Below are 19,993 nucleotides of genomic sequence, written 5' to 3' on the forward strand. Positions count from 1 at the left end.
TACGTCTCGGTTCGGCTTCCGTACGTCTCGGCCCGGCCTCGCGCGCCGTCACCGGCCCACCGCGTCCGCAGGACCGGATCCGCCCACCGTGTCCGCCGGCCCGGGCCCGCCCACCGTCCGGAACCGGTCCACCACCACCTTCGGACCGCGCGGCCGCGCCCGCCCCCGCACCCCCGAGCCGCCGTCCGTCGCGGGCACCGGCACCGCGCTCTCCGCCGCGCCCTCCACCGCCGCCGCTTCGGGCCACCGTTCGTACCAGCGCAACTCCGCCTCCAGTTGGGCCGCCACCGAGATCAGCAGGGGCTCCGAGTGGGCGGGGCCGAGGAGTTGGGCGCCCAGCGGGAGCCCGCCGACGGTGAATCCGGCGGGGACGCTGACGCCCGGCCAGCCGAGGACGTTCCACGGCCAGGCGTACGGGCACGCGGCGATCATGGCCCGGTCGGTCTGCCAGCCGTTCATCCGCGCGAGCGTGCCGATGCGCGGCGGCGGCGCGGCCGTGGTCGGTGTCAGGACGAGGTCGTACGGGCCGAACAGGGCTCCCACGCGCCCGTGTTGCCTCCGTTCCGCCACCCGGGCCCGGCGCAGCACGGGCCCGCCGAGCAACCGCCCCAGCCGGGCCGCCTCACGCGTCCGGCGGTCCAGCAGCGCGCGGTCGGGCGCCCGCGCCACCCATTCCCGTACGCCCGCCGTCGCCCGCGGCACGAAGGCGAGGCCGATCAGCCCGTAGTCCGGTTCGGCCTCCTCGACGTGGTGGCCGAGGCCCGCGAGGGTGCGGGCGAGGGCGGTGACGGCGGACCGCACCTCCGGATGGAGCGGTTTGGGCGTACCGGTGAAGGCCGGTTTCCAGGAGAGCGCGATCCGCAGCCGTCCCGGGTCGCGGTCGGCCGCCGCGCGGGCCGCGACCGGGCGGGGCCGGTGCAGGTCGCCGTCGTGGTGGCCGGCGGCGGCGTCGAGCAGGAGGGCCGCGTCCCGGACCGTACGGGCCAGCGGGCCCAGCACCGTGATGCCCTGGAAGGATTCCGGGTCGGGCCAGGTGGAGATGCGGCCGCGCTGGGGCTTGATGCCGACGAGGTGGGTCCAGGCGGCGGGGATACGGACCGAGCCCGCGCCGTCCGTGCCGAGGGCGGCCGGGACCAGGCCCGCGGCGACGGCGGCCGCCGAGCCGCCCGACGAACCGCCGGGCGTGTGGCCCGGGTTCCAGGGGTTGCGGGTGTCGCCGAAGGCGGGTCCTTCGGTGAACGGCCACTGCCCCAGCTCGCACGCGTTGGTCTTGCCGACGACGACCGCGCCGGCCGCGCGGAGCCGCCGTACGACTTCGGCGTCCGCCCGCTTGGGCGGGAACTCCCCGGCGCACCCGAACGCGGTGGGCTCGCCCGCCACATCGGTGTCGTCCTTGACCGCGACCGGCACGCCGAGCAGCGGCAGCCGCTCGCCCGCGGCCAGCCGCCGGTCGGCCGCGGCGGCCTCGGCGAGGGCTGCCTCGGCGCGCACCCGGCGGAAGGCGTTGACCGTGTCCTGGGTGGCGTCGATGCGGGCCAGCGACCGGCGTACCAGCTCGGCCGAGGACACCTGTCCCGCCGCCAGCGCCGCGGCCTGCTCGGCCAGTCCTTCGTACTCCCTGGTGCCGGTGTCCCGTATGCCCATGGCTCCCCCTCGGCGGCACTGTTCGTTCGAACGAACAGCTTCGACGGTAACCGGGGGCCGCGCCCGCTTCAACGGCACGCCCGCTTCAAGGGCGCACCCGCTTCAAGGGCGCACCCGCGGCGTCACGGCCGGTGCCGGCCGAGTTCCGCGAGGCGGGTCAGGGCGGGCAGCGCTTCGGCGAGCGCCTGCCGCTGCCCGGAGGTCAACTGCGCCACCAGCGGTTCCAGGTGGCGCGTCCGGTGCGTGTGCCGGGAGCGGCCGATCCGCCGTCCCGCCTCGGTGATGCGGACCAGGACGGCGCGCCCGTCGCTGGGGTCGGGGCGGCGTTCGACGAGTCCGTCGCGCTCCAGCCGGGTGACCAGTTGGGTGATGCCGGGCTGGCTGACCTGCTCGGTCCTGGTCAGTTCGGTGAGCCGCATGGGCCCTTCGGCGTACGCGAGGGTGTCCAGCACCGACAGGGTCGTGAGGGACAGTTTCTCCGGCGTGGGCAGCCGTACGTAGAAGCGGTTGAAGTACTCGACCGCGGTGGCGAAGGCGTCCACGTCCAGGTCGCCGTCCGGGGAGGGAGGCGGGTGGTCGTTCAGGTCGTCGTTCACCCGCAAAACATATCGTACGGTTATTTAACGCGCTTATGCTCCCGCTGTGCCCGGATTCGGGCGGACGCGACGCGTCCGGTGAGCGACACGCGACCACGCGTCACCCACCGGACCCGGCACCTCCGCTCACGGCAGCGGCCTCACCCCTCGGGGCGTACCACCATCGCCGCCCCGCCACCGCGCCGCTGCTTCTCCGCCGCCGCCAGCCAGCGGCCGTCCGGCAGGCGTTGCACGCCGGTCGCGGCGCCGATCTCCGGGTTGCGGGTGAACCGGTGGCCGATGGCCTCCAGTTGCGCGCGGACCGGGCTGTCCCACAGGCCGGGTTCCAGCTCGGTCGCTGCCGCGTTGCGCTGGCTGGCGCGGGGCGCGGCGATGGCGTCGACCAGCGGCATGCCGCGCTCCAGGTGGTTCAGCAGGCTCTGCAGGACGGTCGTGATGATCGTCGCGCCACCGGGCGAGCCCAGGGCCACCACCGGACGGCCGTCCCGCAGCACGATCGTCGGGGACATCGAGGACCGCGGCCGCTTGCCGGGGCCCGCCAGGTTCGGGTCGTGCACGGCCGGGTTCGCCGGGGCGAAGGAGAAGTCCGTCAGCTCGTTGTTGAGCAGGAAGCCGCGGCCCGGTACGACGATGCCGCTGCCGCCGGTCTGCTCGATGGTCAGGGTGTAGGCGACGACGTTGCCCCACTTGTCGGCGACGGTCAGGTGGGTGGTGTTCTCCCCCTCGTACGTCGTCGGAGCGGCCCGTCCGCCGGCCTCGCAGGGCCGCGGGTCGCGCGGGTCGCCGGGCGCCAGCGGGCTGGTGAGCACCGCGTCGTCCTTGATCAGGCAGGCCCGGGAGTCGGCGAAGCGCTGCGAGGTCAGGCCGCGCGTCGGCACGTCCTCGAACTCCGGGTCGCCGACCCAGCGCCCGCGGTCGGCGAAGGCGATGCGGCTGGCCTCGATGTAGCGGTGCAGGTATTCCTTCTGGCTCAGCTTCGACAGGTCGCTGTGCTCCAGGATGTTGAGCGCCTCGGCGATGGTGGTGCCGCCGGAGGAGCCGGGCGCCATGCCGTACACGTCCAGGCCCCGGTAGCGGGCCTTGGTCGGCGCCTGGCGGCGCACCTCGTACTCCCGCAGGTCCTTCGCCGTCAGGTCCCCGGGCCGCACCTTGCGCTCGGCGCCGGGACGCACCGGCGGCTTCCGGACGGTCCGTACGACGTCCTTGCCGAGCCGCCCGTCGTACAGCGCGTCGACGCCCTTGTCGCCCAGTTCCTTGTACGTACGGGCCAGATCGGGGTTCTTGAGGGTGGAGCCGACGACCGGCAGCTTGCCGCCGGGCAGGAAGAGGCGGGCGGTGGCGGGGAAGTCGCGGAAGCGCGCCTCGTTGGCGGCGGTCTGCGAGCGGAACGTCTCGTCGACCGTGAAGCCGTCGCGGGCGAGCTTCTCGGCGGGCTTCAGGAGTTCGCGCAGCGGGCGGGTGCCCCAGCGTTCCAGCGCGGTGTCCCAGGTCGCGGGCGTGCCGGGGGTGCCGACGGACAGGCCGCTGGTGACCGCCTGATCGAACGGGATCGGCTTGCCGTTCTCCAGGAAGAGGCCGCTGTCCGCGCTGCGCGGCGCGGTCTCCCGGCCGTCGAGGGTCCGTATGGTGCGGGACTTGGCGTCGTACGAGACGAAGTAGCCGCCACCGCCGACCCCGGCGGAGTAGGGCTCGGTGACGCCGAGAGCCGCCGCGGTGGCGACCGCGGCGTCCACGGCGTTGCCGCCCTTGCGCAGCACCTCGATACCGGCGGCGGAGGCGTCGGCGTCCACGCTGGAGACCGCGCCGCCGTAGCCGGCCGCCACGGGGACCTTCGGCGGGGTCTTGGCCGGGGCGGCCGTCGACGGGTCGGCGGCAGGCGGCCGCGCGGTGGCGGCCGGTGACGCGGCCGAGGCCGGGACGGCGGTCAGCGAGCCGGCGAGCGCGACGACCACTCCCAGCGCGGAAAGACGTCGGGCAGGTGTCATGCGGCGTTCCCTCCTGGCCTGTTCGGGCGGCAGGGGCCGGAGCCTACCCGCGTGATCACGGGGGCGACAGAGGGCGCGAGCGCGGGGCGCGAAAGGGGCGCGAACGGCCGATCGGCCCGCCGGGGCGCAACGGTACGGGGCGCCGTATAGCGGACGCTGTCCCGCATGCCCGTACGGACCCGGGCAAGGCCGCCCAGCCGCCCGCCCCGCGTTCGAACACACTCCCGGTCAGCCGCTACGCTCCCCCGCCATGGACGACTCCCTGCTCCTCGTGACCGTGGCGGCGGCCGCGCTCGTCGTGGGTGCCGCGGCCGGCTGGGCCGCGCACGCCGCCGTGGCGCGCCGCAAGCTGGACCGCGAGCAGAGCTTCTTCGGGCTGCCCGACGGATCGGAATGCGTGCTGGTCACCCACCGGGACAGCACCTCGGCCCACTGGAGCATCCCGCGGCACGACGCACTCGCGCTGCTCGGCCTGGCCTCGGTGGTGGAGACCTGCGGCGCGCACGCGGAGGTCGCGCCGCACGACACCGGGCTCCAGGGCTTCGGCGCGCGCACCGAGTTCTGCGTGGGCGACCCGACCGCGCACAGGCGGCTCGCGGCGTACCTGGCGAGCCTGCTGCCGGGCGTCGCCGTCCACCCCGGCGACGAACACGGCATCGGGCGCGGCACCTTCGCCGTCGGCGGCTCGACGTACCGGATGGAGCCGGGCGCGGTGGAGTACGTGCTGCTGGCCCGGCTCACCGCCGTCGAGAGCGGCCGCCCGGTCTTCCTCGCGGCCGGGCAGCGCCCGGTGACCCACCGGGCCGCCGTACGGCACCTGGTGCGCAACCGGGCGCGGCTGGCCCGCAAGTACGGCGCCGACGGGCAGTTCTGCCTGCTGCTCAAGGTCGTCAACTCGCAGGCGTACGGCCCCGACGTGGTGGAGCTGGTCGCGGACGTGACGAAGGCCGCGCTGGCGCCGGCCGAGCCGAAGGGGCACCGGGCGGGGGTGTGACGACCGCCGCTGTGCCGCACGGGCCCTCGGGGTCAGCCGAAGTACATCACCTCGGGCGCCGGCCCGCCGAGGTAGGGCTGCCAGTCCGCGAGCCCCGGCCCGTCGGGCGTGCCGGTGGCCGCGAAGGCGGCCAGCGCGCCGCCGAACGCGTGCGCCAGACGGCGGTCCTCCGCGCCGGTGTGCCCCAGCATCGGGCTTTCGGGGTAGGCGTCGAACGTCCCGAAGAGGAACGGCAGTTCCGCGCAGTGGGTGGCGCCGAGCGTGCCGTCGTCACCGTCCGGGGCCCGGTCGAAGCGGTAGACGTACGCGGGCGTCCCCTGCGCGGCGCGCTGCTCCGCGATGGCGGTCGCGCCGTCCCGGAACATCCAGCCGGTGGCCGCCTCGGCCAGGAGGTCCACGGGGGACGCGTCCGGCCGCAGCCGCGCCAGGTCGTCGTACGCGACGGCCGCCGCGTCGGAGTCGCCGCAGGCGTCCTCGCGCATGATCCGCAGGACGTCGGCCCGGGTGAACGCCCGGGCCTCGGCGTCGAAGGCCAGGAACGCGGTCATCTCGTCCCGTACCGTACCGATCAGCAACCCGGTGCTGCCCAGGCCACCTTCGGCCACGGCCTGCACGGGCGGTACCGGCAGGCCGGTGCCGCCGAGCACCGGGTACATGAGCGGTGTGAGGCGGCCCGGGCGGGCGCGGTCCGCTGCCAGCCGGGCGTACGCGGCGAGCAGCCGCTCCACCGGCAGGGCGCGCAACTCCCGCAGCGCCGCGGCCTCGTTGCCGGGTACGGCGGCCTTGTCCGGCAGCCCCAGCAGACGGAGGTAGTCGGCCGTGATCCCGGCCGCCTCGGCCGGGTCCTGAGGCTCCAGGCCCCACGGGCCGCTCTGCGCGACGACCCGGCGCATCAGCCCGCGGGTCTCCGGGGCGACCGCGAGGGACAGGGCCGTGTACGCGCCCGCCGACTGGCCGCCGACGGTGACACGGCCGGGATCGCCGCCGAAGGCCGCGATGTTCTCGTGCACCCAGCGCAGTGCCGCCGCCTGGTCCTGGAGCCCGAGGCCGGCCACGCCCGCCTCGGGCAGGAAGAGCCAGCCGAGCGGCCCGAGACGGTAGTTGGCCGTGACCACCACGAGGTCGCCGAGCGCCGCGAGCCGGGCACCGTCGTACCAGTCCCAGCCACCGGACCCGCTGGTGAACCCGCCGCCGTGGAACCACACCAGTACGGGCCGTCCCGCGCCCGACGGCTCGGCGGGGCTCCAGACGTTGAGGGTCAGGCAGCCGTCCTCGCTCCAGTCGGGTGTACGGGGCCCCATGACCCGCTCCAGCCGGGACGGGCCCTGCGGCACGGCGGGCCCGGGGCGTACCGCGTCCCGCACGCCGGTCCAGCCCTCGTGCGGGCGCGGCGGCGCGAAGCGCAGTCCGCCGACCGGCGACGCCGCGTACGGAACGCCGCGGAAGGCGGCCACCGACGGCAGGTCCGCCGCACTCCCGGCCGCGGCGCCCCCGGTCCGCCGCCCCGGGGCCGCTCCGCCCTCCGCCACCGGCGCCGGCACGCCGCGCACGCGCCCCCGCTCCGTCTCCACGGCCCGCCACCACTCGCCGACTGCGGCCATCGGTCACGCCCTTTCCTCCGGATCGCCCCCGCACAGACCGTTCTACGCCACCGACGGCCACCCGCGTACACGGCGCCGCCGCCCGCCCCGGACACCCGCAGTCGGCCACGCCCGCGACATCCCCCTGTGGTACTTGTGTACGGACGGCCCCCGCACCCCGGGGCCGAGGGTGACCGGCCGCATTCCCACCCCAGGGAGCCCCGTGATGACCGAGCGCAAGCCCCCCGGCGTCAGCTTCGAGACCTGGGCCGACCGGCAGATCCGCGAGGCCGCCGAGCGCGGTGAGTTCACCGGCCTGCCCGGCTTCGGCAAGCCGCTGACCGGCCTCGACGAACCGTACGACGCCATGTGGTGGGTCAAGGAGAAGATGAGCCGGGAGAACCTCTCCTTCCTGCCGCCCACCCTCGCGCTGCGCAAGGAGGCCGAGGACGCCCGGGAGGCCGCGGCGCGGGCCCCCTCCGAGCGGGCGGTGCGGCGCATCATCGGCGAGATCAACGCCAAGATCCAGGAGGCGGTCCGGCAGCCGCCGCCCGGCCCGCCGCTCAACCTGGAGCCGTACGACGTGGAGAGCGTCGTACGGGAGTGGCGCGAACGGCGCGGGACGTAGCGGGCCGGGCAGCCCGCGCCGGGGGCGCAGCGTCCTTCCCCGCCCCCGGCCCGGTCGGCTGAGTTACGGCCGCAGTGCCTCCCGTACACCGTGGCAGGCGTCTATCGCGCGGGTCGTGGCCTGGGTGCACAGGCGGCAGTGCTCGTGACGGCCGGCGTGTGCCCGGCACAGTTCGTTGCTGCGTTCGCAGGCGATCGCGCACGCGTCGAGCTGCGCGGCCAGCAGCCGGGTCTCGCCGCCGCCTTCCCTGAGCAGCAGTCGCAGGGTGGCTCCGACGACGTCGTGGCAGTCCAGGTCGGCGCGGGCCGCTTCCCGCATCCGGTCGGGCTCGTCGGAGGCGAGCATGCCCGTCGCGCAGACGAGGACGGCCTTCTCGCACTCGGCGAGGGCGTCGGTGGCCGGGGCCAGCACGTCGGTGCCGAGCCGGGCCTTCGTGGTGATGCTGTCGAGGAGGGTGCGGGTCGGGAGCATGGCGGCCTCCAGGCGCGGTGGTTCGGGGCCGGTTCCGGCACCGCATCCCGGTGGCCGGAGGGTGGCCCGTGGATGCCCTTCGGGCCGACCGTACTGCTGCCCGGCGCGGGGGGACAGGCACGCGGCCGCCCGTCTTGGCGGCCGCTCCCCCGGCGCGCGCGGCCGGTCCGGTCCGACCGGCTCGTCCGGTCCCGCGCGACATGCCCGGTCCCGCCCGCCCCGTCCGCCGCACCCCAAATTGGCATCCAAAAATCCAATTCAGTACGGTGTGCTCGTGCGACTGACGAAGAGCACCGACATCGCGCTCCGCATCGCCATGCGGCTGGCGGTCCTCGACGACCGGGGTGACGCGCCGACCACCCGCGAGGTGGCGGGCGCCGTCCAGGTCCCGTACACGCACGCCGCCAAGGTGGTGAGCAGACTCCAGCACCTCGGCGTCGTGGAGGCCCGGCGCGGACGCAACGGGGGCCTGTCCCTGACCCGGAAGGGCCGTACCGGCTCCCTGGGCCGCCTGGTGCGCGAACTGGAGGGCGTCGGCGACGTGGTGGGGTGCGAGGACGATCCGCCGTGCCCGCTGCGCGCGGCCTGCCGCCTGCGCGGCGCCCTGCGTGCCGCGCAGGAGGCGTTCTTCGCCGCGCTCGATCCGCTGTCCATCGAGGACCTGGTGGGTTCCCCGACCGGCCCTGTGCTGCTCGGCCTGACTCCCCGGCCGGAGGGCTGAACGGCCCTACGCACACCGCCACCCCGGCTCGTACGCTGGCGGCGAAATACGAATCTCAGATGCAAGTTATTTGCGCCACCGCGTGCCCACCGACCACCACCGACCCCTCAGCACTTCCCGAGAACCGGAGCACCCGATGCTGTCGTCCACGTCCGCCGAAACCGTCCGCGCCACCCTTCCCGCGGTCGGAGCGGCCATCGGTGAGATCACCCCGCTCTTCTACGACAAGATGTTCGCCGCCCACCCCGAGCTGCTGCGCGACCTGTTCAACCGCGGCAACCAGGCCAACGGCAGCCAGCGTCAGGCGCTCGCCGGCTCCATCGCCACCTTCGCCACGTACCTGGTGGAGCACCCGGACGAGCGCCCCGACGCGATGCTGGAGCGCATCGCGCACAAGCACGCCTCGCTCGGCGTCCGCGCCGACCAGTACCCGATCGTGCACGAGCACCTGTTCGCGGCCATCGTGGAGGTCCTGGGCGAGGCCGTCACCGAGGAGGTCGCGGCGGCCTGGGACGAGGTGTACTGGCTGATGGCGAACGCCCTCATCGCCGCCGAGAAGCGCCTGTACGAAGCGGCGGGCACGCCGGACGGTGACGTCTGGCGGGAGTACCGCGTCGTCGGCCGCCTCCAGGAGACCGAGGACGTGGTGACCTTCGTCGTCCAGCCGGTGGACGGCGCCCCGGTCCCGGCCTCCCGGCCCGGCCAGTACGTCTCCGTACAGGTGCAGCTCGCCGACGGGGCCCGGCAGATACGGCAGTACAGCCTGTCCGGACAGCCGGACGGCGGCCTTCAGTTTTCGGTGAAGCGGGTGACCGGTGACGCCTCCGGCTCCCCGGCGGGCGAGGTCTCCAACCATCTGCACACGGCGCTGCACAGCGGCGACGTCCTGCGCGTCAGCGCCCCGTTCGGCGACGTGGTGCCGGAGGAGAGCGACCGCCCGATGCTGCTCGTCTCGGCCGGCATCGGCTGCACCCCCATGATCGGCATCCTGTCCCGGCTCGCCGCCGACGGCTGCGACCGCCGCGTCGTCTCCGTCCACGCCGACCACACCCCGGCCACCCACGCCTTCCGCGCCGAACTGCGGCAGCTCACCGGGAAGCTGCCGCACGCCACGGCCGAGGTCTGGTACGAGCAGCCGGAGGCCGCTGCCGGGGCGGGCGACGGCGAGGGCGTCGTCACCCGGCACGAGGGGCGGATCGACCTGAGCCGGATCGACGTCCCGGAAGGCGCCGTCGCCTACCTCTGCGGCCCGGTGCCCTTCATGAAGGAGGCCCGCGGCCAGTTGCTCGCCGCGGGGGTGGCCGCGGCGGACATCCACTACGAGGTGTTCGGTCCGGACCTGGGCCTCTGACCAGGAAGTGCGCCCGGCCTGTCGGCCGGGCGCACCGTCCGGCCCGGCACAGCCGGACGTTACCCATCCGTAACCTACCGACGGGTTACCAGCGGTAAGAAGCGCACCTTACTCTCCAGTCACTTCAGTCTTGAAGCACTAGGAGCAGTAGATGTCGCCCTCCCGCACCACGCTGCGCACCACCGTCGGCACCGTCTCGGCCGCCGTGCTCGCCACCACCCCCCTCGCGGGCGCCCCCCTGGCGCACTCCGCCACCACCGCACCGCCCGCCCCCGCCGCGAGCGCCCCTGCCACGGGCGCCCAGGCGACCGGCGCCGCCACGCAGCAGCACCTCGCGGCGAAGTTCCCCGACGTGAAGTTCGTCGACATCGTGGGCGACGGCGGCATCACCCTGAAGGCCAACGTCTTCACCCCGGGCGACGCCGTGCCCGGCCGCCGCTACCCGCTGATCGTGCTGCCCACCAGTTGGGGCATGCCGCAGATCGAGTACGTCGTGCAGGCCAAGAAGCTCGCCGACGCCGGGTACGTGGTGGTGGGCTACAACTCGCGCGGCTTCTGGCAGTCCGGCGGGCAGATCGAGACGGCCGGCCCCCCGGACATCGCCGACGCCTCCAAGGTCATCGACTGGGCGCTGGCCCACACCGCGGCCGACCCGGCGAAGGTGGGCATGGGCGGGGTGTCGTACGGCGCCGGGATCAGCCTGCTGACCTCCGCGTTCGACAAGCGCGTCAAGGTGGTCGCGGCGCTCAGCGGCTGGGCCGACCTGATCGACTCGATCTACAGCGGCCGCACCCAGCATCAGCAGGCGGCCGCCTTGCTGGGCGGCCTCGGGGCGGTCACCGGGCGCCCCAGCCCGGAGCTGAAGACCATCCTCAAGGACTTCCTCGCCTCCGACCTGGCCAAGGAAGGCGACATGATCAAGTGGGGCGCGAAGCGGTCCCCGGTCACCTACCTCGACAAGATCAACGCCAATGGCGCGGCGATCATGCTGGGCAACGCCTGGGGCGACTCGCTCTTCCCGCCCAACCAGTACGCCGACTTCTACGAGAAGCTCAAGGGGCCCAAGCGGCTGGAGTTCCGGCCCGGCGACCACGCCACCGCCGAGGGCCTGGGCCTGCTCGGACTGCCGAACGACACCTGGGACCACACCAAGCGCTGGTTCGACCGCTACCTCAAGGGCGCCGACAACGGAGTCGACCGCGAGGCGCCCGTACAACTGAAGTCCCGTTCCACCGGCGCCTACGAGGGGTACAAGAGCTGGCAGGACGTGCCCTCCGGGAACCGGAGGATCGCGCTGAACGGCACGCAGCGGATCGGCACCCACCGCGACTCCGGCGCCAACGGCGGCACGATCTTCCTCTCCAGCCTGCTGGACCAGTTCCTCCGGCTGCCGCCGATGGCCTCGATCCCGCTGCTGCCGCGCTCGGCCGCCGCCGTGTGGCAGTCCGAGCGGTACACCTCCGCGCAGCACGTACGCGGCACGGCGAAGCTGCACACCACCGTCACCGGCACCGCCGAGAGCGGCACCGGCATCGCCTACCTGTACGACGTGGGGCCGCTCGGCGTCGGCAAGCTGGTCTCGCACGCGCCGTTCACCTTCCACGACAAGGCTCCGGGCAAGCCGTTCGGCGCCGACCTGGAGCTGTTCTCGACGGCGTACGACGTCCCGGCGGGCCACCGGCTGGCCGTGGTCGTGGACTCCGTCGACCCGCTCTACATCGAGCACAACCCGTCCGGTGCCGAGCTCACCTTCTCCTCCCCCGCGAACGATCCGTCGTGGGTGTCGGTGCCGGTACGCGACTGAGGTCCGGGCCGGGGGCCACGCTGCTGCTGCCTGACCGAGGACCGGGCCCGGGCGTCATCGCTGCTGCTGTGCCCCCGGCAGCAGCGTCCCCGGTTCCGGCGCGTTGACGTCCACCGCGTCCGTCTTCGGGCTCTTGCGCTGCCGCTTCGCGACCCGGTACGCGCACCACGACAGCAGCATGCACAGGCCGATGTAGATCGGCGAGACGATCATGACGACCGGGATGAAGGGCAGGTCGTAGTCGAGGTTGGAGGCGATCAGCTTGCCGGCGTGCAGGAACTCCTCGTAGGTGATCAGGAAGCCGAGCGAGGTGTCCTTCAGGGCGACGACGAGCTGGCTGATGATCGTGGGCAGCATGGCCCGGACCGCCTGCGGCACCAGGACGTACGTCATGACCTGCGTCTTGCGCATGCCCAGCGCGTACGCGGCCTCCCGCTGCCCCCGGTCGACGGAGTGCACACCGGCCCGGAACACCTCGGCCAGCACCGAGCCGTTGTACAGCGTCAGTCCCGCGATCAGCGCGTACAGCGGCTCCGCCTTCAGCGCCACGTACACGAAGAAGATCATGACCAGGACGGGCATCGCCCGGAAGAACTCGACCAGCAGCGTGCTCACCCACCGGACCGGTGCGTGGTCGGAGAGCCGGCCCGCGGCGAGCACCGCGCCCAGCACCAGCGACAGCACGGCCGCGCACGCGAACGCCTTGAGCGTGTTGCCCAGCCCTTCGAGCAGCAGCTTCTGAATGCCCACGTACGCGAACGGGGTCCACTTGCGGGCGCTGAACTGGCCGGTGTCGATCAGCAGGTACCCGGCCCAGGCGAGGACGGCGAGGATCACCACCGTCGCCGCCGCCCCGTAGAGCCGGTGCCGGCGCCTGGTGTGCGGTCCGGGGACGTCGTAAAGGGCGGTGGTGGCGGTCATCGGGGAACCCCCCAGCGCTTTTCCAGCACGTTGAACAGCGCGCTGATGGTCAGGGTCACGATCAGATAGCCGACGGCGATCCAGACGAAGGTCCAGATGATGCTGTAGCCCAGCTCGTTGAGCGTCTTGTAGGTGCCGAGGAGTTCGACGACGCTGAACGAACCGGCGATCGCCGAGTTCTTCGCGAGGGCGATGAGCGTCGAGCCGACGGGCGGGATGACGGTACGGAACGCCTGCGGCAGCACCACGTCGCCCAGGACCTGCGAGAAGGTCATACCGAGGCTGCGGGCGGCCTCCCCCTGCCCGACCGGCACGGTGTTGATGCCGGAGCGCACCGCCTCGCAGATGAAGGCGGAGGTGTAGCAGCCCAGCGCGAGGACGGCGAAAATCTTGAAGGGCAGGACGACGCCGAAGCGCGGCAGACCGAGCAGCACCGCGAAGAACAGCAGCGTCAGCGGTGTGTTGCGCAGCACCGCCACCCACACGGTGCCGAACACCCGCAGCGAACCGACCGGTGCCACCCGGAAGGCCGCCATCAGCACCCCGACGACCAGTGCGAGCAGCGAGGCGAAGACGGTCAGTTCGACGGTGCCGAGCAGCCCTTCCCCGTAGAGGGAGAAGTTGTCCGTGAGCACGTTCATGGGCGGTCCTCGTCCTCAGCTCGCCGGGTAGCGGTCGATGGCGGGCGGCCGCGGGGCGGGGACGCCGGACAGGCCCAGCGTCGCGTCGTACGCCTTCTTCCAGTCGCCGTTCTTCTCGTGGGCGGCGAGCGCGTCGTCCAGCGCGAGGCGCAGCGCGGTGTCCCCGCGCGGCACGCCGATGCCGTACGGCTCCTCGGAGAACGGCTTGCCGGCCAGCTTCAGCTCGTCGGGCACCTTGGCGGCGTAGCCCATGAGGATCGCGTCATCGGTCGTGACGGCGTCGACCTGATAGGTGAGCAGGTTGTCCACACACACCGAGTACGTGTCGTAGGCGACCAGGTCGGCCTTGGGATAGTCCGCCTGGATGCGCTGGTACGGCGTGGAACCGGCCGCCGAGCAGACCTTCCGGCCCGCCAGGTCCCGCGGCCCGTCGATGCCCTTCTGGTCCTTGCGCACCAGCAGGCCCTGGCCCGCCATGTAGTACGGCCCGGCGAAGCCCACCTGCTGCTTGCGCTTGGCGTTGATGGTGTAGGTGCCGACGTAGAAGTCGATCTGGCCGTTCTGCAGGGCCGTCTCGCGGTTGGCGGAGGCGATGGTCTTGAACTGGATCGTCTTCGGGTCGAACCCGAGGGAGGCGGACATCATCTTCGCGATCTCGACGTCGAAGCCGGTGTACGTCCCGGAGGCCGGGTCCCGCTCACCCATGTACGGCTGGTCCTCCTTGGCGCCGACGACCAGCCGGCCGCGGCTCTCGGCCTTGCGCCAGGTCGCGGAGGCGGGCAGCCGGAAGCCCTCCGCGGTCGCGTAGCGGGGCAGTTCGCTGCCCTTGGGGCCCTTGACCGGCGGGCTGCCGGACCTGCCGCAGCCGGCGGCCAGCAGGGCGGCCGCGGTCAGCGCGAGCGCCACGAGGGCGGTTCGGGTCTGGTGCATGGCGGCGCCCCCGGTCAGTGCTTGAGGATCTTGGACAGGAAGTCCTTGGCGCGGTCGCTCTCCGGCGCGGTGAAGAACTCCTCCGGCGTGCGGTCCTCGACGATCCGGCCGTCGGCCATGAAGACCACCCGATTGGCGGCGGAGCGCGCGAAACCCATCTCATGGGTGACGACGACCATCGTCATGCCCTCCTGCGCGAGCTGCTGCATGACCTCCAAGACCTCATTGATCATCTCCGGGTCGAGGGCGGAGGTCGGCTCGTCGAAGAGCAGCGCCTTCGGCTCCATGGCCAGCGCGCGGGCGATGGCCACGCGCTGCTGCTGGCCGCCGGAGAGCTGCGCCGGGTACTTGTCGGCGTGCGTGGCCAGGCCCACCCGGTCCAGGAGTTGGCGGGCCCGCCGCTCGGCCTCCTCCTTCTTGCGCTTGCGGACCTTGACCGGCGCGAGCATCACGTTGGCCAGCACACTCTTGTGCGCGAAGAGGTTGAAGGACTGGAAGACCATGCCGACTTCGGCGCGCAGTCCGGCCAGTTCGCGGCCCTCCTCCGGGAGCGGGCGGCCGTCCAGGGTGATGGTGCCGGACTCGATCGGTTCGAGGCGGTTGATGGTGCGGCACAGGGTGGACTTGCCGGACCCGGAGGGCCCGATGACGACCACCACCTCGCCGCGGCCGACGGTGAGGTCGATGTCCTGGAGGACGTGCAGCTTTCCGTAGTGCTTGTTGACCCCGCGCAGCTCGATCAGCGCATCACCGGCCATGTGCAGCCTGCTCACTCTCATCCGTACCGCCAGGACACCGCAAGACCCCGCAAACTACCTGCCCGAAAGCAGTACTTTTCCCCTGACACGCACGAATGCCGCGATAACCCCTGATTACTCGGGAAAGTGCCCACGCGCGTCCGGCGCCGCGCCCCCGGCCCGCGCCGCCAGCCGGACGGCACCGCACCACCGGCCCGGGCCGCACCGCACCACCGGCCCGTCCCCCTCGGCGGGCGGCTGCCCCGGCGCCTTCCCCCTAGGTACACAGTGCCCGCCTGCGTACCTAGCCTGTGGGGCATGGGTGACAACCGACCCGTCTTCCAGCGCATCGCCGACGACCTCCGCCGCCAGATCGACGACGGAGCCCTGCCCGTCGGCGCGCGGATTCCGTCCCGGTCCGAGCTCAAGCGGGCGTACGAGGCCAGCGACCAGACCGTCGACCGCGCGGTCCGCGTCCTGAAGGCCGCCGGCTACGCGGAAGGCCAGTTCGGGCGCGGGGTGTTCGTCGCCGACCGGGCGCCGATCGGGACGCTGCTGCGCTCCACGGGCGCCGTGGACTCCCCGTTCGCCGCCCGGATCGCCCTGGAAGGGTCACCCGAGGGCACGCCGCTGACCTGGGAGGTGTCCTCGACGACGGACGCGGCGTCCGACCGGGTCGCGCGGCGGCTGTGCATCGTGCCGGGCACCGGCGTCGTCCGGTCGGTGTACGAATACCTGGCCAACCGGCAGCCCGTGCAACTCGCCACGAGCTGGGAGCCGCTCGCCATCACCGAGGGCACGGACGTCGTCTTCCCGGAATGCGGACCCTACGCCCGGCGCGGGGTGCGGGGGCGGATGGCCGCCATCGGGATCCGGGTGGTGCGCGCCGAGGAACGCGTGGGTTCGCGGCCCGCTTCCAGCGCCGAGGCGGAGGCGCTGGGCTGTTCCCCCGGGCAGTGCGTGACCTCCGTGGAACGCACCCACTACGACGCGGACGGGCGGGCCGTCGAGACCTCGGACATCGTCGTACGGGCCGACCGGTGGCGCCTCGCGTACGACATCGGGTTCGTGTGACCGGGCCGCCGGCCGTCCAGGGCCTGTCGTCGCATTTCCGCCTGCCGCGCGGGTCAGCTCTCGGCGGCCTCCGCGTAGAGCTGGCACAGTTCGGGCGCGCCGGTGGCCGCCCAGTCCCGGCCCGCCGTCACCACGTCCACCTCCCGGCCGGAGGCCAGCCGTACCACCGGCTCACCGCCGGGCCACACCTTCCAGGCCGCGCCCGGCACCGTCCGTACCAGCACCGTACCCAGGTAGCAGCCCGCGTCGTTGCCGAGCCAGGTCACCACCTCGGGGTCGTCACGCCACGCGGGCCGCAACTGGTCCAGCGCCTCCAACGAATGCACCGAGTCGTCCAGTTCCACGCCCTCGGTCTGGGCCTGGGCACGCAGCAGCTCGCACTCCGCCAGGAGCATCGCCGCGCCTTCGGGGTCGTCCACGACAGCAGGGACCGCTTCCGGCCGCTTGCGCCACTTGTCCAGGAAAGACATGTTCATGGGCGTAGCGTCCCACCCGGGCCGGGACGGTGGCCACAGGCGCGCGGCAGGCCGGTGACCGGATCAACGACCCGGCGACCGGCTCCGGCCGGACCCGTACTCGTCACCGGTACCCGCGGAAGGACGCCCATATGCGCGTACGACTGTGGAGCGGGGCACTCGCCCCGGCCCTCTCCCTCACCCTGGGCGCCACGGCCGCCCCGGCGGCGCCGCTCCAACGGCCAGCCGGTCCGGCGCCGTTGGAGCGCCTCTTCGACAACAGGGCCATCAGCGAGCCGTCCGCGTCGACCTCGGCGGACTTCGACGGCGCGGGCAATTCCCTGTCCGCGCGGGACCTGGCCGCGGCGGGCTGGACGCCGGGCCGGGTGCTGACTCTCGACGCGGCCCGGCTGCGGTGGCCGCGCACCGCGCCGGGCCGGCCCGACAACGTACGGGCCGACGGCCAGACCGTACGGCTGCACGGGCGCGGCGACGCGGTGTCGCTGCTGGTGGCCGCGACGGGCGGCGCGGTGACCGGCACCGGCACGGTCCGCTACCGGGACGGGTCGCGCAGCGCGTACCGGCTGAGCGCGCCGGACTGGCGTACGGGCCCGCCGGCCACCAAGGCGGTGACGCTGCCGCACATCAACACGCCGGGCGGCCAACGGGCGGAGCCGGCGCGGCTGTACGCGGTGAGCGTGCCGGTGGTGCGCGGGCGCGAGGTGGCCGCCGTCGTACTGCCCCGGGACCCGGGGCCGGGCGCGGATCTGCACGTGTTCGCGGTGGCGGTGCGCGACAACGGTGCCGGGTGGACGGGCAGTTGGGGAACGAGCACGGGCGGGTACGCGAAGGCCGGTCCGTGGGGCGGCCGGACGCTGCGCCTGGTCGTGCACAGCGGCACGGGCGGGCCGCGGGTACGGGTCCGGCTGGCGAACACCTTCGCGGCGGCGCCGGTGGGCTTCGCGGCGGCGAGCGTGGCCGTACAGGGCGCGGGCGGCGGCGCGGGAGCCGCCCGCGCACCCGTACCGCTGACGTTCGGCGGGCAGCGCGGCGTACGGGTCCCGGCCGGCGCCGAGGCGTACAGCGATCCCCTCCGGTACACCGTGCCCGCGGGCCGCAACCTGCTGGTCAGCCTGTATCTGCCGGGCACGGTGACGGCCGCGCCGGTGCACGGGCGGTCCGAGCAGGTCTCGTACGTGAGCGCACCGGGCTCCGGCGACCGAACGGGCGACAGCGGCGCCGCGGCGTACCCCGGCACGCTGACCGGCTGGCCGTTCCTGACCGGGGTGGAAGTGGCGGGCGGTCCGGGCACGGTCGTGACGCTTGGGGACTCCGTCACCGACGGCCAGGGTTCGACGGCGGGCGCCAACCGGCGCTGGCCGGACGTGCTGGCCCGCCGCTTCCGGACCCAGCACGCACTCCCGCGCTACGGCGTGGTCAACAGCGGCATCGCGGGGAACCGGGTCGTCACCGACCGCTATCCGGGTGACGGCGTGAGCACCGACGTCAGCGGGGTCAGCGCACAGCACCGGCTGGAGCGGGACGTGCTGGCGCGGCCCTCGGTCCGTACGGTCGTGATCTTCGAGGGCGTCAACGACCTGCGCACCGGCACTCCGGCACACGAGGTCGTGGCGGGGCTGCGGGCCCTCGCCCGGCGCGCACACGAGCGCGGGCTGCGCGTGGTGGCCGCGACCGTCGCGCCGTGCGAGGGCTTCCCGGACTGCACGGCGGCGGTCGAGACGCGACGCACCGCCGTGAACACGGCCCTCCGGGCACGCGGCGCGGACTTCGACGCCGTACTGGACTTCGACGCGGTGCTCCGCGACCCGCGGCGCCCGCAGCGGCTGCTGCCCGCGTACGACAGCGGCGACCACCTGCACCCCGGCGACGCGGGACTGCGGGCGCTCGGGGAGTCGGTGGACCTGCGGGCGCTGCTGCCCAGGCCCTGAGCCGGACCGCCGGAAGGGCGTCAGGCCGGACTCATACGTCCAGATCCACCACCACCGGAGCGTGGTCCGACGCGCCCTTGCCCTTGCGCTCCTCGCGGTCGACGTAGGCGTCCGAGACGGCCTTGGCGAACGGTTCGTTGCCGTACACCAGGTCGATGCGCATGCCCTTGTTCTTCGGGAAGCAGAGCTGGCGGTAGTCCCAGTAGGTGAACGGCTTGTCGTACTTCAGGGGGCGCGGCACGACGTCCGACAGGCCGGCCTCCCGCAGAGCGGCCAGGGCGGCGCGCTCCGCGGGCGTCACATGCGTCATGCCCTCGAAGACGGTGGTGTCCCAGACGTCGTCGTCGGTCGGCGCGACGTTGAAGTCGCCGAGGATCGCGAAGGGCCGGGGGCCCGCCGCGTCCTCGGCGACAGCCGCCTTCAGGGCTTCGAACCACTGGAGCTTGTACGCGAAGTGCGCATGGTCGATCTCGCGGCCGTTGGGCACGTACACCGACCAGACACGGGCCGGGCCGCAGGTCGCGGAGACGGCGCGGGGCTCCTGGACCCCCTCGTACTCCGGACCGCCGGTCAGCCCGCTGGTGACGTCCTCCAGGCCCACCTTCGACAGCAGGGCGACGCCGTTCCACCGGCCGGTGGCGTTGACGGCGGCCTCGTAGCCCAGCTCGCGCAGTTGGTCGTACGGGAACTGCTCGGCCGAGCACTTGGTCTCCTGGACGCACAGCACGTCCGTGCCGGTGTTCTCCAGCCAGGCCAGCAGCCTCGGGAGGCGGGCGGTGATCGAATTGACGTTCCAGGTCGCGATGCGCATGTCCGTAAACCTACAGCGGGGGTCCGACAGTCAGTTCAAACCGGTGTGGTCACCGGGGGTGAGGCGGGCGTGATCGGTGCCGCCGAGCTTGTCGATCAGGCCGTCGTACACGGGACGGGCGTGGTCCTGGAGCAAGCTGTCGTGCACGTCGATGGCGCGGCGCGGCCGGACCTCGCGGACGTAGTCGATCACCTCGGAGACCTTGTTCCACGGCGCGTGCACGGGCAGCAGCAGGGTGTCCACCGTACGGCCCTGGGGGACGGTGAGCGCGTCACCCGGGTGGAAGACGGTCGCGCCGTCGTCCTCGGTGGTGATCAGATAGCCGACGTTGGTGACCCGCGGGATGTCCGGGTGGATGACGGCGTGCAGCTGTCCGTGCACCTCGATGTCGAACCCGGCGGCGGTGAACGCGTCCCCCTCACCGACCGTGTGCACCCGCCCCGGGAACGCCGCGGAAATCTGCTCGGCCACACTGGCCAGGGTCCAGATCTCGGCGCCCCGGTTGGCCTCCATGCCCGCGCGCAGCCGCTCCTCGTCGAAGTGGTCCATGTGCTCGTGGGTGATCAGGATGGCGTCGGCGCCGACCGCCGCGTCCCGCTCGCTGAAGACACCGGGATCGATGACGAGCACCTGCCCGTCCTTCTCCAGCCGGACACAGGCGTGCGTCTTCTTCGTGAGTTCCATACCCCCATCTTGCCGCG

Annotated in this window: 19 protein-coding genes; 7 read left to right on the forward strand and 12 right to left on the reverse strand. The window is 73.3% G+C overall.

Translation table 11 applies throughout. From position 1 onward, the window contains the following. Positions 1-48 precede the first annotated feature (48 nt). The 3 genes from ACZ4QV_RS30505 to ggt all read right to left on the reverse strand — a co-directional run bounded on the left by ACZ4QV_RS30505 (position 49) and on the right by ggt (position 4,225). The gene (locus tag ACZ4QV_RS30505; RefSeq protein ID WP_467763680.1) at positions 49-1,644 is read right to left on the reverse strand and encodes an amidase; all 1,596 of its coding nucleotides are present in this window, start codon (positions 1,642-1,644) and stop codon (positions 49-51) included. Positions 1,645-1,766: 122 nt separating this feature from the next. Further along, positions 1,767-2,240 (reverse strand): MarR family winged helix-turn-helix transcriptional regulator, encoded by a 474-nt coding sequence (locus ACZ4QV_RS30510; RefSeq protein WP_361160454.1) that lies wholly within the window; start codon positions 2,238-2,240, stop codon positions 1,767-1,769. A gap of 140 nt (positions 2,241-2,380) precedes the next feature. Beyond that, positions 2,381-4,225, reverse strand: coding sequence for a gamma-glutamyltransferase (gene ggt, locus ACZ4QV_RS30515; protein ID WP_467763681.1), 1,845 nt, complete (start codon positions 4,223-4,225; stop codon positions 2,381-2,383). Between the two features lie 250 nt (positions 4,226-4,475). Here ggt and ACZ4QV_RS30520 point away from each other — a divergent pair, with 250 nt between their 5' ends. Further along, positions 4,476-5,219, forward strand: a complete 744-nt coding sequence (locus ACZ4QV_RS30520; protein WP_467763682.1) for a hypothetical protein — start codon at positions 4,476-4,478, stop codon at positions 5,217-5,219. Between the two features lie 32 nt (positions 5,220-5,251). Here the strand turns inward: ACZ4QV_RS30520 and ACZ4QV_RS30525 are convergent, their stop codons facing one another. Continuing rightward, entirely contained in the window at positions 5,252-6,820 is a 1,569-nt protein-coding gene (locus ACZ4QV_RS30525; RefSeq protein WP_361160447.1) for a carboxylesterase/lipase family protein, read from the reverse strand. Between the two features lie 205 nt (positions 6,821-7,025). On the opposite strand from ACZ4QV_RS30525, the gene ACZ4QV_RS30530 reads away from it, so the two are divergent. Then, positions 7,026-7,427 carry a DnaJ family domain-containing protein gene (locus ACZ4QV_RS30530; RefSeq protein WP_361160445.1) on the forward strand — a complete coding sequence of 134 codons (402 nt, stop codon included), beginning with the start codon at positions 7,026-7,028 and terminating at the stop codon, positions 7,425-7,427. A gap of 63 nt (positions 7,428-7,490) precedes the next feature. On the opposite strand, the gene ACZ4QV_RS30535 is transcribed toward ACZ4QV_RS30530, so the two are convergent. Further along, positions 7,491-7,898 (reverse strand): four-helix bundle copper-binding protein, encoded by a 408-nt coding sequence (locus ACZ4QV_RS30535; protein ID WP_361160442.1) that lies wholly within the window; start codon positions 7,896-7,898, stop codon positions 7,491-7,493. 274 nt (positions 7,899-8,172) lie between these two features. On the opposite strand from ACZ4QV_RS30535, the gene ACZ4QV_RS30540 reads away from it, so the two are divergent. The 3 genes from ACZ4QV_RS30540 to ACZ4QV_RS30550 all read left to right on the forward strand — a co-directional run bounded on the left by ACZ4QV_RS30540 (position 8,173) and on the right by ACZ4QV_RS30550 (position 11,774). Beyond that, positions 8,173-8,619 carry an RrF2 family transcriptional regulator gene (locus tag ACZ4QV_RS30540; protein WP_361160439.1) on the forward strand — a complete coding sequence of 149 codons (447 nt, stop codon included), beginning with the start codon at positions 8,173-8,175 and terminating at the stop codon, positions 8,617-8,619. Positions 8,620-8,755: 136 nt separating this feature from the next. Continuing rightward, a complete protein-coding gene (locus tag ACZ4QV_RS30545) occupies positions 8,756-9,970 on the forward strand; it encodes a globin domain-containing protein (protein ID WP_361591470.1) in 1,215 nt (404 codons plus the stop codon). A 151-nt stretch (positions 9,971-10,121) separates the two neighbouring features. Further along, positions 10,122-11,774 (forward strand): alpha/beta fold hydrolase, encoded by a 1,653-nt coding sequence (locus ACZ4QV_RS30550; RefSeq protein WP_361591468.1) that lies wholly within the window; start codon positions 10,122-10,124, stop codon positions 11,772-11,774. Between the two features lie 54 nt (positions 11,775-11,828). Here ACZ4QV_RS30550 and ACZ4QV_RS30555 read toward each other — a convergent pair whose 3' ends face one another. From ACZ4QV_RS30555 to ACZ4QV_RS30570, 4 genes are read right to left on the reverse strand one after another with little or no spacing between them, the layout of a single operon-like run. Then, on the reverse strand, positions 11,829-12,695 hold the full coding sequence (locus tag ACZ4QV_RS30555; protein ID WP_361160432.1) for an amino acid ABC transporter permease: 867 nt from the start codon (positions 12,693-12,695) through the stop codon (positions 11,829-11,831). Beyond that, on the reverse strand, positions 12,692-13,336 hold the full coding sequence (locus tag ACZ4QV_RS30560; RefSeq protein WP_361591465.1) for an amino acid ABC transporter permease: 645 nt from the start codon (positions 13,334-13,336) through the stop codon (positions 12,692-12,694). The genes ACZ4QV_RS30555 and ACZ4QV_RS30560 overlap by 4 nt, the downstream gene beginning before the upstream one ends. 15 nt (positions 13,337-13,351) lie before the next feature. After that, positions 13,352-14,266, reverse strand: a complete 915-nt coding sequence (locus tag ACZ4QV_RS30565) for a glutamate ABC transporter substrate-binding protein (protein ID WP_361160427.1) — start codon at positions 14,264-14,266, stop codon at positions 13,352-13,354. A gap of 14 nt (positions 14,267-14,280) precedes the next feature. After that, positions 14,281-15,024 carry an amino acid ABC transporter ATP-binding protein gene (locus tag ACZ4QV_RS30570; RefSeq protein WP_361591505.1) on the reverse strand — a complete coding sequence of 248 codons (744 nt, stop codon included), beginning with the start codon at positions 15,022-15,024 and terminating at the stop codon, positions 14,281-14,283. Between the two features lie 297 nt (positions 15,025-15,321). On the opposite strand from ACZ4QV_RS30570, the gene ACZ4QV_RS30575 reads away from it, so the two are divergent. After that, positions 15,322-16,077 (forward strand): GntR family transcriptional regulator, encoded by a 756-nt coding sequence (locus tag ACZ4QV_RS30575; RefSeq protein WP_361160424.1) that lies wholly within the window; start codon positions 15,322-15,324, stop codon positions 16,075-16,077. 53 nt (positions 16,078-16,130) lie between these two features. Here ACZ4QV_RS30575 and ACZ4QV_RS30580 read toward each other — a convergent pair whose 3' ends face one another. After that, the gene (locus tag ACZ4QV_RS30580; protein ID WP_361160422.1) at positions 16,131-16,553 is read right to left on the reverse strand and encodes a DUF6278 family protein; all 423 of its coding nucleotides are present in this window, start codon (positions 16,551-16,553) and stop codon (positions 16,131-16,133) included. Between the two features lie 131 nt (positions 16,554-16,684). On the opposite strand from ACZ4QV_RS30580, the gene ACZ4QV_RS30585 reads away from it, so the two are divergent. Next, positions 16,685-18,481 (forward strand): SGNH/GDSL hydrolase family protein, encoded by a 1,797-nt coding sequence (locus tag ACZ4QV_RS30585; protein WP_361618621.1) that lies wholly within the window; start codon positions 16,685-16,687, stop codon positions 18,479-18,481. A gap of 31 nt (positions 18,482-18,512) precedes the next feature. Here ACZ4QV_RS30585 and ACZ4QV_RS30590 read toward each other — a convergent pair whose 3' ends face one another. Together ACZ4QV_RS30590 and ACZ4QV_RS30595 are read right to left on the reverse strand one after the other, a co-directional pair. Further along, the gene (locus ACZ4QV_RS30590) at positions 18,513-19,292 is read right to left on the reverse strand and encodes an exodeoxyribonuclease III (RefSeq protein ID WP_361160418.1); all 780 of its coding nucleotides are present in this window, start codon (positions 19,290-19,292) and stop codon (positions 18,513-18,515) included. A 30-nt stretch (positions 19,293-19,322) separates the two neighbouring features. Then, positions 19,323-19,976, reverse strand: coding sequence for an MBL fold metallo-hydrolase (locus tag ACZ4QV_RS30595; RefSeq protein ID WP_361160416.1), 654 nt, complete (start codon positions 19,974-19,976; stop codon positions 19,323-19,325). Between the last annotated feature and the right edge of the window lie 17 nt (positions 19,977-19,993).

The organism is Streptomyces sp. NPDC026394 (assembly GCF_055567735.1).